Annotated in this window: 15 protein-coding genes and 4 pseudogenes; all 19 read left to right on the forward strand. The window is 32.4% G+C overall.

The genetic code is table 11. From position 1 onward, the window contains the following. Positions 1-21 precede the first annotated feature (21 nt). The 19 genes and pseudogenes from spoIIM to OEI98_RS06680 all read left to right on the forward strand — a co-directional run bounded on the left by spoIIM (position 22) and on the right by OEI98_RS06680 (position 14828). Positions 22-645 (forward strand): stage II sporulation protein M, encoded by a 624-nt coding sequence (spoIIM, locus tag OEI98_RS06575; protein WP_003871246.1) that lies wholly within the window; start codon positions 22-24, stop codon positions 643-645. Positions 646-728: 83 nt separating this feature from the next. Next, positions 729-1599: pseudogene (locus tag OEI98_RS15290) on the forward strand (site-specific tyrosine recombinase). A 64-nt stretch (positions 1600-1663) separates the two neighbouring features. Then, on the forward strand, positions 1664-2809 hold the full coding sequence (locus tag OEI98_RS06590) for a D-alanyl-D-alanine carboxypeptidase family protein (protein ID WP_266040349.1): 1146 nt from the start codon (positions 1664-1666) through the stop codon (positions 2807-2809). 115 nt (positions 2810-2924) lie between these two features. After that, complete coding sequence (gene spoIIAA, locus OEI98_RS06595) at positions 2925-3260, forward strand: anti-sigma F factor antagonist (RefSeq protein WP_266040351.1); 336 nt, start codon at positions 2925-2927, stop codon at positions 3258-3260. Between the two features lie 13 nt (positions 3261-3273). After that, positions 3274-3705 (forward strand): anti-sigma F factor, encoded by a 432-nt coding sequence (spoIIAB, locus tag OEI98_RS06600; RefSeq protein WP_003870635.1) that lies wholly within the window; start codon positions 3274-3276, stop codon positions 3703-3705. 9 nt (positions 3706-3714) lie between these two features. Further along, a complete protein-coding gene (gene sigF / locus OEI98_RS06605; protein ID WP_266040354.1) occupies positions 3715-4455 on the forward strand; it encodes an RNA polymerase sporulation sigma factor SigF in 741 nt (246 codons plus the stop codon). A 61-nt stretch (positions 4456-4516) separates the two neighbouring features. After that, on the forward strand, positions 4517-4876 hold the full coding sequence (locus OEI98_RS15045; protein ID WP_003870637.1) for a dodecin family protein: 360 nt from the start codon (positions 4517-4519) through the stop codon (positions 4874-4876). A 52-nt stretch (positions 4877-4928) separates the two neighbouring features. After that, the gene (gene spoVAC, locus OEI98_RS06615; RefSeq protein ID WP_003867999.1) at positions 4929-5375 is read left to right on the forward strand and encodes a stage V sporulation protein AC; all 447 of its coding nucleotides are present in this window, start codon (positions 4929-4931) and stop codon (positions 5373-5375) included. Then, on the forward strand, positions 5357-6403 hold the full coding sequence (gene spoVAD, locus OEI98_RS06620) for a stage V sporulation protein AD (RefSeq protein WP_006570441.1): 1047 nt from the start codon (positions 5357-5359) through the stop codon (positions 6401-6403). The genes spoVAC and spoVAD overlap by 19 nt, the downstream gene beginning before the upstream one ends. Before the next feature lie 10 nt (positions 6404-6413). Further along, positions 6414-6770: a stage V sporulation protein AE gene (spoVAE, locus tag OEI98_RS06625; protein WP_003867997.1), complete on the forward strand. Its 357-nt coding sequence runs from the start codon at positions 6414-6416 to the stop codon at positions 6768-6770. Positions 6771-6870: 100 nt separating this feature from the next. Further along, entirely contained in the window at positions 6871-8037 is a 1167-nt protein-coding gene (locus OEI98_RS06630; RefSeq protein ID WP_004396315.1) for a CCA tRNA nucleotidyltransferase, read from the forward strand. 2 nt (positions 8038-8039) lie between these two features. After that, entirely contained in the window at positions 8040-8648 is a 609-nt protein-coding gene (locus tag OEI98_RS06635) for a site-2 protease family protein (RefSeq protein ID WP_003867995.1), read from the forward strand. A 2-nt stretch (positions 8649-8650) separates the two neighbouring features. After that, positions 8651-9370: pseudogene (locus tag OEI98_RS06640) on the forward strand (segregation and condensation protein A); the annotation flags it as partial. Further along, positions 9371-9877 (forward strand): SMC-Scp complex subunit ScpB, encoded by a 507-nt coding sequence (scpB, locus tag OEI98_RS06645; protein ID WP_003870641.1) that lies wholly within the window; start codon positions 9371-9373, stop codon positions 9875-9877. 375 nt (positions 9878-10252) lie between these two features. Continuing rightward, positions 10253-10860: pseudogene (locus OEI98_RS15050) on the forward strand (DUF2953 domain-containing protein). Positions 10861-10866: 6 nt separating this feature from the next. Next, positions 10867-11313 (forward strand): GerW family sporulation protein, encoded by a 447-nt coding sequence (gene ytfJ, locus OEI98_RS06660; RefSeq protein ID WP_003870644.1) that lies wholly within the window; start codon positions 10867-10869, stop codon positions 11311-11313. Positions 11314-11356: 43 nt separating this feature from the next. Further along, positions 11357-12495 (forward strand): annotated as a pseudogene (locus tag OEI98_RS06670) (D-alanyl-D-alanine carboxypeptidase family protein). A gap of 85 nt (positions 12496-12580) precedes the next feature. Then, positions 12581-13552: a sulfide/dihydroorotate dehydrogenase-like FAD/NAD-binding protein gene (locus OEI98_RS06675; RefSeq protein WP_004396305.1), complete on the forward strand. Its 972-nt coding sequence runs from the start codon at positions 12581-12583 to the stop codon at positions 13550-13552. Further along, on the forward strand, positions 13545-14828 hold the full coding sequence (locus tag OEI98_RS06680) for an FAD-dependent oxidoreductase (RefSeq protein ID WP_004396304.1): 1284 nt from the start codon (positions 13545-13547) through the stop codon (positions 14826-14828). The genes OEI98_RS06675 and OEI98_RS06680 overlap by 8 nt, the downstream gene beginning before the upstream one ends. Positions 14829-14841 lie beyond the last annotated feature (13 nt).

Raw genomic sequence — 14841 nt, forward strand, 5'->3', positions numbered from 1 at the left:
AAAAAATAGGGGGCAATATTCTTGAAGTTTTTAAAAGGAAATCTTTATTTGCATATTAAAAATAATTTTTTATTGTATGTGTTGGCTGTAATGTCTTTAATGATAGGAATAGCAGCAGGATCTTTTACTGTTAATAACCTCACTGACATACAGATGGAGCAAATAATAGGATATATTTCGAAATTTTATCAAATTGCAAAATCTGTAGACTTGAATTCTGCCCAAATTTTTAAACAATCCCTTCTAAATAATTTTGTCACTGTTTTTGTTTTATGGATTTTAGGGGCTACAATTATAGGGATTCCTTTTATATTTTTGCTTGTGGGGATAAGAGGTTTTATTTTAGGATTTTCTATTGGAGTTTTGATAAAAGAATTTGAAACAAAAGGGATACTACTCGTATTGATGGGAATTTTGCCTCAAAATATTTTTATCTTATTAGGAATCTTGTTTATATCTGTAACGGCTATTAATTTTTCTTTATATCTTTTGAAAAATCGCAAATTTTATTTAGAAGAATTAGTATCACAATTCGTATCTTATACTTTTATGGTATATGCAGGGTTTTTAGTTATATTAATAGGCTGCTTGATAGAATCTTATCTTTCACCTTATATATTACTTTTACCGATTTTTTCACCATAAAAGAAGGAAAATGACGATTTATGTTGAATATTTATAATTAATGGATTTATTATAAAAATTCAAGAATTGTAGGGGTAAAGAATATGTTAAATAATGTGGTTGGGGAGTTTTTGGATTTTTTAACAAAGAACAAAAAACTGTCAAAAAACACTCTTGAATCTTATAACAGAGACATAAACCAGTTTTTAAATTATCTCGAAGAAATCGGAATAAACTGTTATAATGTCAAAAAATCGACAATATTAAATTATCTTTACTATTTGAAGAAAAAAGGCAAATCACAAGCAACTGTTTCTCGAAATCTTTCTTCTCTTAAAGCCTTTTATCATTATTTATTTATGAAAAAGAAAATAGAAGAAGACCCAACGTACATGATTAATACCCCGAAAGTAGAAAAAAGCCGCCTACTACTTTAACAGTTGAACAGGTAGATATGTTACTTTCACTAGATTTTGGTGATGATGAAAAAGTACTTAGAGATAAAGCTCTTATTGAATTACTTTATGCTACAGGACTTAAAGTCTCCGAAGTTATTTCTTTAAAATTAGAAGATGTGAATCTCTCTTATGGCTATGTAGTTATTCGCTCTAATAAAGAAAGAGTTATTCCAATAGGCTCTCATGCAATTGAGGCCTTAAAAAATTACATTGAAAAAGGAAGAAAAGCAAAAAATGGAGAAAATACTCTTTTTTAAATTTGCGAGGGCAAAAACTTACAAGACAAGGATGTTGGAAAATAATAAGAGAATACACTGATAAAATTAATCCTGGCTTTCCTGTTACTCCAAATACGCTAAGACAATCTTTTGCGCAGCATATGCTTCAAAATGGTGCAGATATTCGAGCTGTTCAAGAAATGTTAGGTTATCAAACAGATTTAAATACAAATTTACTTTCTTTAATTTCAAAATCAAAAATAAAAGAAGTTTATAATAAATTTCACCCTCGTGCTTAAAAATATAAAAAGTATAATATTCACCCTCCAGCGCAAAATAAATAGTGATGAGGAGGGTGATTTTATGTTTAAAAGGCTTTTAACATTATTAGTGAGTGTGATACTAGCTATTTCTTTTGTCTTAAATGGCACAGTATATGCTGATACTTTAAATTTAAAGTCAAAATCTGCTATTTTGATAGAGGCTAATACTGGACAAATTCTTTATGAAAAAGATAGCCATAAGCCCTTGCCGCCTGCCAGTGTTACCAAAGTAATGACTCTTTTACTGGCGATTGAAGCAATAGATTCTGGTAAAATTAAAATAACAGATAAAGTTGTCACAAGTAAACATGCCTTTGATATGGGAGGTACACAAATATATTTAGAAGTAGGAGAGGAAATGACAGTAGATGATTTAATGAAGGCTATAGCGATGAATTCGGCAAATGATGCTTCTGTTGCTTTAGCTGAGTATATTGCGGGTACAGAGGAAAATTTTGTTGAAATGATGAATAAAAGGGCTAAGGAATTGGGAGCAAAAAATACTACTTTTAAAAATGCAACTGGACTACCTGAGGAAGGGCACTTGACAAGCGTATATGATATTGCAATGATTTCAAGGGAATTAGTAAAGCACGAGAGCATATTTAAATATCTAACCAATAAATTAGATTCTTTAAGAAATGGGAAATTTAGTCTCATAAATACTAATAAATTATTATGGCGCTATAAAGGAGCAGATGGTATTAAAACAGGATCTACTTCGGAAGCACTTTATTGTATGGCAGCAACAGCTAAAAGGGGAGATACAAGGCTAATAGCGGTGGTATTTGGAGCACCTGATTCTGAGACGAGGTTTAGTGAAGCGGCTAAGTTATTAGATTACGGATTTGCTAATTATGAAAGTGTAAAAGTAGCTTCAAAAGGGCAAAGCTTTGGCAATGTTAAAGTTTTAAAAGGGAAAAAAGAAGCTGTTAGCGGTGTCTGCCGCGATGATGAGTATATACTGATTAAAAAAGGAGAAGGTAAAAATATAAAAACAGAGGTGGAGCTAAAGAATGCTGTATTAGCTCCTCTGGCCAAAGAGGTCCCAATAGGCACTGTAAAAATAACACAGGATGGCAAGATTATAAAGACATTTAACATATATCCTCAGGAAACAGTAGAAAAAGCGAACTTTTTTGAAAATCTCAATAAAGTTTTTATTGGTTGGCTAAAATATCAGTAATTTACTTTAAGCACTAAACAGTCGTTTAGTGCTTTTTTATATTTTTTAGAAAAATATCACAAAAAAGGAGGAATTTTAAAATTTATATCGAATATAATAGGGGGAGGTTGATAAAATGGGAGTAAAATTTGCAAAAAAAAGGGATACCTTGATAGCCAAAATTGAAGGTGAGTTAGACCATCATGTGGCGGAGAGCATAAAAAGTGTTATTGATGACGAGTATGAAAAAAAGTCGTGTAAAAATTTAATTTTTGATTTTAAAAATGTAAATTTTATGGATAGTTCAGGAATTGGCGTTATAATAGGAAGATATAAAAAAATCAAAGAGAATAATGGTAAGGTAGCTATAGTAAATGCCAATAAGCAATTACATAAAATTATTGAAGTTTCTGGATTGTTGCGTATAATTAAATGTTATAATGACATTGAAGAAGCCTTAAAGGAAATATAGAAGGGGGATTATCATGGAATACACAAACATGATGGAGTTAAAATTTTTAAGTAAGTCGCAAAATGAGTCTTTTGCAAGGACTGTTGTTGCAGCTTTTGCTGCTCAACTAGATCCGACAATTGAGGAAATTGCAGATATAAAAACTGCTGTTTCAGAAGCAGTTACTAACTGCATAATTCACGGATATGAGAATAAAATCGGCATCATTACTATTAAAGCTTTTATTTCAGGTAACAAAATAACAATTGAAGTCATAGATGAGGGAAAAGGGATTGACGATATTGAGAAAGCTATGCAACCTCTTTTTACTACTCGCTTAGAAGAAGAGCGAGCAGGAATGGGTTTTACTGTCATGCAGACCTTTATGGATGAATTAGAAGTTGAATCAACTCCAGGAAAGGGAACTCTTGTCCGAATGACAAAGTATATAAGGTCTGATAAATGAGGTGACTTTATGAAAGAAGGGAATTTTGAAAAAAGTGATGAGAATTTGGAATTGATAAGAGCGGCACAAAAAAATGATAAAGAAAGCTTGGAAAAATTAATTTTAGAAAATAGTGGCCTTATTTGGAGTATTGTTAAAAAGTTTTCTAATAGAAGGTATGAATTGGAGGATTTGTATCAAATAGGTTGTATAGGTTTTGTAAAGGCAATTCAAAAATTTGATGAATCTTACAATGTAAAATTGTCAACCTATGCAGTACCTATAATAATGGGAGAAATTAAGAGATTTCTAAGAGATGATGGATTAATAAAAGTGAGTCGTTCTTTAAAGGAGCTTTCTACAAAAGCTTTTTATGTTAAAGAGATTTTAAGCAATGAATTAAATAGAGAGCCAACTATTAATGAAATTGCTGAAAGATTAAATGTAAGTCCTGAAGAAATTGCTATGGCTTTTGAATCGGCTGCTACTGCTGAGTCATTATATGACAACGCAACTCATGACGAAGATGACAGGCTTTTAATTGAAATGGTGAGTGAAGAGGAAAAAGAAGTTGATATAGATGATAAATTAGCTTTACAGATGGTTATAAATAAACTTAAACCACGAGAAAAACAAATAATATTTTTGAGATATTTCAAGGATATGACGCAGATGGAGGTGGCAAGTGTTTTAGGAATTTCCCAAGTGCAAGTATCTAGAATTGAGAAAAAAGTTTTACAAAAACTAAGAAAAGAATTGGAAGAAGTGTAGTATTTTAACACAAATACTACACTTTTTTTGAATTAATTTTGCTTATCTTCACATACTAATAATGGCTGGTGAAATGAAAATGAAAAAGATGTTAATTATAATCGTGGCAATATTGCTAATTTTTGCTGTTAGCTATTTTTATATGCATAAAACCAATAAAAAAATACCTGACAGTGCTGATTTGGTATATAAGGGAGGAGGAAATTGTATGGCAGTTGTGAAAGTATTAAATGTTGTAGGGGATTCAACAGTGAGCTGGGAAGATGCAATACACAAAGCTGTAGAAGAGGCAGCTAAGTCTATTGACAATATATCAGGAATTGAAGTTGTCAATCAAACAGCAAATGTAAAAAACGGTAAAATAGTAGAATATAAAGCTAATATACAAATAGCTTATAGAGCAGATAAAGAATTAGGTTGAAAATAAAGGAGCACCGTCTATGGTGCTCTTGTCATAAGGAAGGGTGAAATTAATGGAAAGAGATGTAAAAAAAGAGCAAGAATATAAAAACATAGCACAGAAATATGAGCCTAAACCTGCTTTGCTTAAAAACGTAGTAATGGCTTTTGTAGTAGGAGGATTGATAAGCGACATAGGGCAGTTCTTTTTAAATTTTTACCTATCAAGAGGTTATTCTATGCAAGATGCCAATACTCTTGTATCAATTACTATGGTATTTCTTGGGGCTTTTTTAACTGGAATTGGGGTCTATGACGATATAGGGAAGTTTGCAGGGGCAGGTTCTATAGTGCCAATAACAGGTTTTGCAAATTCTATTGTGTCACCGGCAATGGAGTTTAAAAGGGAAGGTTTTGTTTTTGGGGCGGCAGCAAAGATGTTTACAATTGCAGGACCTGTTATTGTATATGGGGTCAGTACTTCAATTATTATAGGTTTGATATATTATTTTTTAAAGTAAAAGGGGAAGTTAGATATGGCAAAAAAAAATTAGGCACACAAACTGTTAAGTTTAAAAATCCTCCTTCTATAATAGCTGGAGGCACTATTGTAGGACCTAAAGAAGGAGAAGGACCTTTAAGAGATTATTTTGATATGATTTTAGTAGACGATACTTATGGAGAAAAAAGTTGGGAAAAAGCAGAGTCAAAAATGTTTCAAGATGCTGTAAATTTAGCATTAAAAAAGGCCAATCTCAAGATTTCAGAAATTGATTACCTATTAGGTGGTGATTTGTTAAATCAAATTATAAGTGCAAATTTTGCTGCGCGACAACTGAATGTGCCACATTTCGGATTGTATGGTGCTTGTTCTACTATGACAGAGGGATTGACTTTAGGGGCTATGCTTATTGATGGAGGCTATGCTGACTATATAATAGCGGCAACTTCCAGCCATTTTTCTACTGCAGAAAGACAGTTTAGATATCCTTTAGAACAAGGCATTCAAAGGCCTTTTACTTCACAGTGGACGGTGACAGGTGCAGGAGCTACAATTTTAGCCTCCACAGGAGAAGGCCCTTATATTACCCATGCTACTACTGGCAAAGTTGTAGATTTGGGGATGAAGGATGCCAATAACATGGGAGCGGCAATGGCACCTGCTGCAGCAGATACAATTATCACTCATTTTAAAGATACAGGTTTTACAATAGAAGACTATGACCTTATTATGACGGGAGACATGGGAAGAGTAGGGAGAGACATACTTTTAGAGTTATTATATAAAGAGGGCTATGATATAGAGAGTAAGTATAAAGATTGTGGAATAGAAATTTTTGATGAATCACAAGACGTTCACTCTGGTGGCAGCGGTGCGGCTTGTTCTGCAGTGGTTTTGAATGGATGGCTGTTATCTCAAATACAAAATGGAGTCTATAAAAAAGTTTTATTTATGGCGACGGGAGCTCTTTTATCTCCTACCAGCAGCCAGCAAGGGGAATCTATTCCTGGGATTGCCCATGCTATTACAATATCGACAACATTATAAGGAGGTCAATATGGATTATATAAAAGCGTTTTTAATGGGAGGTTTGATTTGTGCTATTGCACAAATTTTGATTGATAAGACTAAATTGACTCCTGCAAGAATATTAGTAACATATGTGACATTAGGAGCAATACTTGGAGGCCTTGGAGTTTATAAAAAATTGATAGATATAGGTGGTGCAGGAGCTACAATACCCCTTTTGGGCTTTGGAAATTCCCTTGCCCAAGGTGTAATAAAAGCTGTTGAGAAAGATGGATTGATTGGAGTTTTTACAGGAGGATTGACAGCCACTGCCGGAGGAATTTCTGCTGCAGTATTTTTTGGGTACATTTTTTCTTTAATTTTTAATTCAAAGACTAAGAAATAAGTATAGGTTAATGAATTTTAACTTATACTTATTTTTTTATCTTTTCCTATGGTATAATATAAAAAGCAAGGAATTATTTTGTTGGTAAAAGGGTGATTTTTTGCGTATAGAGGTTAATGAAATAGATTTAATTAAACTGCTGAAAGAAATTTCTTTAAAAACAAAAATTAAATCTTATATTGTAGGTGGAGTTGTAAGAGACTTTTTATTAGGGGTTAAAAACCTTGATATTGATGTAGTAGTGGAAGGAGACGGTATTGAGTTTGCTTATATATTGCTTTCTTATTTAAAAGGTGATATTGTAGTGTATGAAGCTTTTAGGACTGCTACCTTAAGTTATGACGGTATTTCTATTGATGTTATATCTGCTCGTAAAGAGTATTATGAACGTCCTGCTGCACTGCCAACAATCGAATTTTCAAATATATACGATGACATGGCAAGAAGAGATTTTACTATAAACACTTTGGCTTATGATGTAATAGAAGAGAAGATTTTGGATTATTTTAATGGATTAGAGGACTTAAAAAAGGGTTTAATTAGAGTCCTTCATCCTAAAAGTTTTATTGATGACCCTACCAGAATATTTAGAGCTATAAGATATGCTACTAGATATTCTTTTGAGATCGAAGAAAAGACGCATAATTTGATGAAGGATTCGATAGAAAATATCAGACTTTTGTCTGCTGATAGAATAAGGAATGAAATCTTTTTAATTTTAAAAGAAAGTAAAGCCAAAGAGATGATTGATAAGCTTATTTATTACGGTATTGATAAAGTTATTTTTGATGGAATTACACTTAATACTCAACATCTCGATACAGTATATGTAAATTTAGAAATTGAATTATACAGATTTTTAGTGCTTTTTTACTATCTAAAAGAAAAAGATATTAATGAAATTGAAAAGAGGTTGCGAATAAATAAAATTTATCTCAAGGCTTTAAAAGACTTGGTTTTTTTGAGAGAGCAACTCAATTGCCAAAATAAAAATATCAGAAAAATAAGAGAAACTATAGAAGAAACAAAAGAAGAAGTTTTAAAAGCTATTGAAGTAATGGAAGGAGAAAAAGCCGAAAAAATTATAAAGGGGAAATTGACTGTAAAGGGAAAAGACATAGAAAATTTAGGACTTCCTCCCGGTTCTTTATATGGGGAATTAATGGATAATGTGTTTGAGGCGAAAATTAATGGAATTATTGCTACAAGAGATGAAGAAATTGCATTTTTGAAAAAACTGATAGAAAAATTAAAGAAAGGAGAATAAATTTGATAGATTTTATAGATTTTTTATATAGAATACCTGCACTTCTTATTGCGATGAGTTTCCACGAATTTAGCCATGGTTATGTGGCAGATAAATTGGGGGACCCTACTCCAAGGCAAAGTGGTAGGCTTACATTAAATCCGTTAGCTCATATTGACCCCCTTGGTCTTTTAATGCTTTGGCTTTTAAGGTTTGGGTGGGCGAAACCTGTTCCTATTAATCCTTTATATTTTAGAGATAGAAAAAAAGGTGTATTGCTTGTATCCTTAGCAGGCCCTCTTTCCAACGTCTTGTTGGCTATCGTTTCTCGAATATTGATGATAGCATTTAAAGATGTTCCAATACTGTATCCACTTTTATATCTATTGTACATTTACAATTTAATTTTTGCTGTTTTCAATATAATACCGGTGCCGCCTTTGGATGGTTCAAAAGTACTGTGGAGTTTGTTACCCCCAAGAGAAGCTTATATGATTTCTCAATATGAAATGTATGGACAGGTTATTTTGCTCCTTCTTGTTTTCACTGGGGTTATAGGACAAATCATGGGGCCTCTTATGAATGCTTTGGACTCTTTTATAACTCTTATTTTAAAACCTTTTGGGGTGTGAAGATGTACAACGTAAAATTAGAAGTGTTTGAAGGACCTTTTGATTTGCTTTTTCACCTTATAGAAAAAAATGAAATTGATTTGATGGATATCCCGATTTCAGTTATTTTAGATCAATATATGGAATATATTAAAACTTTGCAAGAAATGGATTTAAATGTGGCATCAGAATTTATTGTAATGGCAGCTACTTTATTAGAAATTAAATCTAAAATGTTGCTTCCCAAACAGCAGTTTGAGGGACAACAATTAGAAATGGAAGAAGTAGACCCAAGAGAAGAATTAGTAACTAAATTGATTGAGTACAAGAAATATAAAATTATTGCCCAGACTTTTAAAGAAATGTGCAAAATTGGTTCTCGTTTTTTTAGAGAAGAGTCTGAAGTAAAATATATAGATAAAAAAATTGCTTTAAACTACTCTAGTGAAGATATATATAAAGCATATCTTAAAGTTATTTCAAAAAATAACGCCAGAGAAAATGAAATAGAAATAAAAAAAGATGAATATACTGTAGAGAATAAGATTAAAGAGTTATTAGTGAAATTAGTAAAAAAGCCTTTCCTTTGGTTTAGTGAACTTATTAAGAAAAGTCGAGCAAAAGGAGAAATTATTGTTTCTTTTATCGCTGTTTTAGAGTTAGTGAGATTAAATAGAATTATAGCGGAACAAAAGACTACTTATGGGGATATACTTATTAAATCCTTTAGGAGAGGAGAAAAAATGAGCAATGAAGGAAAAATAGAAGCTATATTGTTCGCAGCAGGGGGACCAGTAAAATTAAAAACCTTATCCGAAGTAGTAGGACTTTCTCAAGAGGAAATAGTAGATGTTGCAAACAAATTAAAAGAATATTACGACCGAGAAAATCGCGGTTTAGATATTATATTTTTTGAAGATAAAGTTCAAATGTGTACAAATGATAATTATGGAGAAATAGTTAGACAAGCTTTGGGATTAGAAATAAAACAAGGACTTTCTCAAGCAGCATTAGAGGTTTTGGCTATAATAGCTTATAATCAACCTATTACAAGGGCAGAAATTGAAAGAATAAGGGGTGTAAAAAGCGATAAAGCTATAAATACTTTGCTGGAGTATAATTTGATCAAAGAAAGCGGAAGGGCTTTATCTCCTGGTAGGCCAATACTGTATACTACTACAGAAGATTTTTTAAAGTATTTTGGAATTAAATCTTTAAAAGAGTTACCGCAAATTGAAATCACACCTTAAGGGAGGATTATATATGAAACGAAATATTGCGTCTCTACTTTTAATAGGGCTTGCTTTTACATTTCTTTCAACCACTTTTGCCTTTGCAAATGAAAAAGAGAATGAAGGTAAAAAAGCAGGTGCTCTTTTATAAAGAGTTAACCTGCTATATTTATATTATTATAAGTACAATTTTACATAGAAGTTTTCTACAATTGTACTTGCTATTTTTTCAAAAAGAGGTTATCATATATCAAGATACTATATTTCCTTTATATGGATAAAAATACAATATAGGCAGTTTTTAATAACTATCAATTTTTTTACCAAAACTATAATAAAGACCTAAATCTTGCTTAGAAAAGGCTTATAAACAGCGTGATATGAGGTGAAATGATGAAATATTTGTCTGTTGTTTTTATAATCCTTATTTTTTTGATTTTACTGTATTTTTTGCCTCTTAAAATTAAAATAAAAGCGAATAAAGAGGAGAAAAATATTTCCCTGGAAATAGCAGCTAATATATTTTTTGTAAATTTTTTGACCTTTAAATTACAGAAAGAGCCTGAAAAAGAGGAATTGTATTTTAAAATTTTTGGCATCCAGATACTTAAAAGTGCAGGAACAAAAAAATTAGAGAGAACTAAAAAGAGAGAAAATTTTCGACTTTAGATATAGGATATAAAGATTTTTTTAAGATTATAGAATTTTTAAAAGATGTGCTAAAAGATACTATTGTTTATAAATTTTATTTAAATTTAAAAATTGGCTTAGAAGATGCAGCTTGGACTGCTATCTTGAACGGCTCTTTATGGGGAATAATATATACAGCTCTTATGCCGATATATAATAATGCTACTTTTACTAATGCACCGGAGGTTTATATCACACCTTACTATGGTCAGAATAAGTTAGAAGGAAATTTAATTTGCATATTTAAAATAACCTGTGGTAATATTATTATTAATGGAATAAAGTTTTTGGGTAGTTTAAATGGGAGGTGAAAATAAATGAGTGACCACCCAATCGATGCTTTGATGAAAACGACCATGGAAAGCTTAAAAGACATGATAGATGTCAATACAATAGTAGGAGATGCTGTAGAAACTCCTGATGGAACGATAATAATCCCTATCTCTCGTGTGACCTTTGGCTTTGCTGCTGGAGGCGGTGAAATTAACTTGCCAAAGAATGATAAAAAAGGTACAGAACAAGATTCATCTCAAAACATGCCTTTTGCCGGTGGCAGTGGCGCAGGGGTTTCTGTACAACCCGTTGCCTTTATGGTGGTTGGCCAAGGGCAAATCAGACTCTTGCCAGTTACTCAAAGTGCTATGCTGGAGAGAATAATAGATTTGACGCCTAAATTGATAGAAGAAATACAAAACTTGTTCAATAAAGGTAAGTCGACAAAAAAGGTACAAAATCCAACAATAAATAACAATGCTGATATTTAAAAAGTGGGGAATCCCACTTTTTTGTATATAAAGGAGGCATAAAATGAAAAAATTTATACTTTATCTTTTTATTTTGTTGTATTTTATGTCTTCTGTAAAAGTGTATGCTGAGAGCTATCCTTCTATCTCTGCTAAAGCAGCAATTGTAATGGACCAAGTGACAGGGAGAGTGTTATATGAAAAAATTCTCATGAAAAGCTGCCAATGGCAAGCACTACAAAAATAATGACTTTGTTGGTGGCTTTAGAAAAAGGTAATTTAAATGATATTGTAACTGTCAGCAAAAGGGCTGCAAGCGTTGGAGGTTCATCTATTTGGCTTTCGCCAGGAGAAAAAATTGATATGGAAAGCTTACTTTATGGACTTATGTTAAACTCAGGGAACGATGCCGCCACAGCTATTGCGGAACATATAAGTGGTAGTGTAGAAAGTTTTGTCGAAATTATGAACCAAAAAGCAAAAGAAATAGGGGCATATAACACCCATTTTGTAACACCTTCTGGTTTAGACATTGGCATTGATGACCATTATACTACTGCTTATGATTTAGCTTTAATAACAAGGTATGCTTTTAGATATCCTAAATTTGCAGAGATTGTATCAACAAAAGAAAAGACAATTCCTTGGGAAGGGAAAGAATGGGATAGATATTTGAGGAATAAAAATAAGCTCTTATGGATATACGAAGGAGCAGATGGAGTAAAAACTGGATTTACTAATAAAGCAGGTAGGTGTCTTGTATCTTCTGCTACAAGAGAGGGAAGGAGATTTATTGCAGTTGTTTTAAATAGTCCTCCTATGTGGGAAGATTCCATGAAAATATTAGATTATGCTTTTTCAAAGTACAAACCCTATAAAGTTTTAGAAAAAGGGGAGTTAATTAAGAAGGTAAAAGTAGAAGGTGGGAAAGAAAATACTGTATCAGTTGTAAGTGAGAAAGCATGTGTTATTCCAGCATTAGAAGAGGAGAAGCAGAATGTGAATTTAGAATTTTATCTTCCCAAAAGTGTCAAAGCTCCTGTTGAAAAAGGCGAAAAAATAGGTTATGTGACAGTAAAGATAGGAGAAGAAAAAGTTTGTGATGTCAATTGTGTAGCCTTAAAGAAAGTAGAACAAGAAGATTTTGGTTACAATTTTCAAAAGATAATAAAAAATTGGTTAAAGGTGCTGAATCCCTCTTGAATATGACTCAAGAGGGTTATTTGTTTTGTAATAGTTTTTAAGTTTGAAGAATATTTTATTAGTGTGAAATTGGAGGTGAGATAAATTGGCAAATAGATTAGAATGCATTGACGCTGGTACTGATTATTGTCCTTGCTATTTGGCTGAATTAAATGAGTGCATAGTATGTTCACAACTTCAGGGGAAAAATTTTTGCGATTGTAATTGGCGAGGAGTTTGTATCTTTCAGGAATTTGTTTGGGCAGGATACAAGGCTAAAGCTACCCGCAGCACAATTTTTTCTAAAGTGTTAAAAAGGGAAGAAATTAACGAAGAAGTTATAATTTTGACTCTTAAAGTACCAAATAAGATGGCACGAGATTTGAATGAACCAGGTTCTTTTGTTTTTTTAAGAGGAATTTCAAGCCCACCTTTTTTTGATACTCCTATGTCAGTAATGTATGCAGACGAGCTTGAAGGAATAATCAAGATAGCTATACAAGTAAGTGGTCCAAAAACAAAATTGATTCAAAAAGCTGAGGAAGGAGAAGAGGTTTATTTAAGAGGGCCTTATTGGAATGGGCTTTTAGGTCATAGGTATATTAAAGGAATTCACAATTCTAAGGCTTTAGTTGTTTTGAGAGGAATTGCACAAGCTCCGGGGGTAATTGTTATTTCAAAACTAATAAACAACAAAAACAAAGTTATTGCTATCGTAGACAAAGGAAAAGTAGGAGTAAATTTTATAAATGACTATTTGAAAGAGTTTAATATAATGATAATTGAAACAGACCTTTTAAGCGAAGAAGGAGAAAGAATTTTAAAGGAGTTAATTAAAGATAAAGAAATAACGGTTGTATATAGTGGAGGCTCTGATGAACAGCATGTGAATATTTTAAATTATTTGGACTTATATAATCAAGAAGCCTATTTAGCGGTTTCAAACAATAATACTATATGCTGTGGTGAAGGGATATGTGGTAGTTGTGAAGTTCAGATAGGATACCAAAAAGTAAGAACCTGTAAGGTTCAAGTGGATATTAGAAAAGCTTTGGAAAGGAAGATGTTACATGGTTAAAGTTGTTGTAATAGGTGGAGGTTGGGCTGGTTGTGCAGCTGCTTTAACGGCTCGAAAAGCAGGGGCGGAAGTAGTGCTTTTAGAAAAGACTGATATGCTTTTGGGATGCGGACTTGTAGGAGGTATAATGAGAAATAACGGGAGATATACTGCTGCAGAAGAACTTATATATTTGGGTGGAAATGAACTTATTGAAATAACAGATAAGGCAGCAAGACATGTAAATATCAACTTTCCTGGCCATGCTCATGCAAATCTGTATGATGTGACAATGGTAGAACCAATGATTAGAAAAATGTTACTTGAAAAAGGGGTTACTATTAAGCTGATGACAAGAGCTACAGATGTTGTGATGGAAAGCAAAAAAAGAATAAAAGGAATAGTTTTAGCAGATGATACTATAGAGTATGGAGATGTTTTTATAGAAACTACTGGTTCTACAGGACCTATGGGCAATTGCCTAAGATATGGAAACGGATGTGCTATGTGTATTTTAAGGTGCCCTTCTTTTGGTCCTCGAATTAGCATAAGTTATAGGGCAGGGGTAGAAGACCTTTTAGGAATGAGGGCAGATGAAGTTTATGGTGCTTTTAGTGGTTCATGTAAATTAAATAAAGAATCTTTAAGCAAAGAGATAAGAGAAAAGTTGGAAAAAGATGGAGTAGTAGTATTGCCTGTGCCTAAAGAAGATATTAACATGGAAAAATTGAATTTGAAGGTGTGTCAACAATATGCATTGCCAGAATACGCAGAAAATGTTATACTATTAGATACTGGTTATGTAAAGCTCATGACTCCTTTTTATCCATTAGAAAAACTTAGAAAAATTCCTGGCTTAGAAAGAGCACGTTATGATGACCCCTATTCTGGAGGAAAAGCTAATTCTGTAAGATATTTGTCAATGGCACCGCGAGATAATACAATGAAAGTTATAGGTTTAGAGAATTTATTATGTGCAGGAGAGAAGTCTGGCTTGTTTACTGGGCATACTGAGGCAATGGTGACAGGATGTCTTGCTGGACATAACAGCGTAAGATTAGCTCTTGGCATGCCTCTTTTGGAGTTACCAAGGAATTTAGCTTCTGGTGATTTGATAGCATATGCTAATGAAAGCATAAAGACGAAAGAAGGCTTGAAAAAGAGGTATACTTTTGCAGGGGCAGAATATTTTGAGAGGATGAAACAATTAGGCCTTTATACTACTGATACCAACTTGATAAAAGAAAGGATCATGAGAAATAATTTATTAAAAATTTATGACGAAAAACTTGTATAAACGAAAAAATGGG

Origin of the sequence: Thermoanaerobacter sp. RKWS2 (assembly GCF_026240795.1) — a bacterium.
In the GTDB taxonomy this organism is placed as follows: Bacteria; Bacillota; Thermoanaerobacteria; order Thermoanaerobacterales; family Thermoanaerobacteraceae; genus Thermoanaerobacter; species Thermoanaerobacter ethanolicus.

What these genes read in the sequence shown, in the direction of transcription:
- OEI98_RS06590 (WP_266040349.1), top strand. Translation starts at nt 1,664, where the DNA reads ATGTTTAAAAGGCTTTTAACATTATTAGTGAGTGTGATACTAGCTATT.
- spoIIAA (WP_266040351.1), top strand. Translation starts at nt 2,925, where the DNA reads ATGGGAGTAAAATTTGCAAAAAAAAGGGATACCTTGATAGCCAAAATT.
- spoIIAB (WP_003870635.1), top strand. Translation starts at nt 3,274, where the DNA reads ATGGAATACACAAACATGATGGAGTTAAAATTTTTAAGTAAGTCGCAA.
- sigF (WP_266040354.1), top strand. Translation starts at nt 3,715, where the DNA reads ATGAAAGAAGGGAATTTTGAAAAAAGTGATGAGAATTTGGAATTGATA.
- OEI98_RS15045 (WP_003870637.1), top strand. Translation starts at nt 4,517, where the DNA reads ATGGCTGGTGAAATGAAAATGAAAAAGATGTTAATTATAATCGTGGCA.
- spoVAC (WP_003867999.1), top strand. Translation starts at nt 4,929, where the DNA reads ATGGAAAGAGATGTAAAAAAAGAGCAAGAATATAAAAACATAGCACAG.
- spoVAE (WP_003867997.1), top strand. Translation starts at nt 6,414, where the DNA reads ATGGATTATATAAAAGCGTTTTTAATGGGAGGTTTGATTTGTGCTATT.
- scpB (WP_003870641.1), top strand. Translation starts at nt 9,371, where the DNA reads ATGAGCAATGAAGGAAAAATAGAAGCTATATTGTTCGCAGCAGGGGGA.
- ytfJ (WP_003870644.1), top strand. Translation starts at nt 10,867, where the DNA reads ATGAGTGACCACCCAATCGATGCTTTGATGAAAACGACCATGGAAAGC.
- OEI98_RS06680 (WP_004396304.1), top strand. Translation starts at nt 13,545, where the DNA reads ATGGTTAAAGTTGTTGTAATAGGTGGAGGTTGGGCTGGTTGTGCAGCT.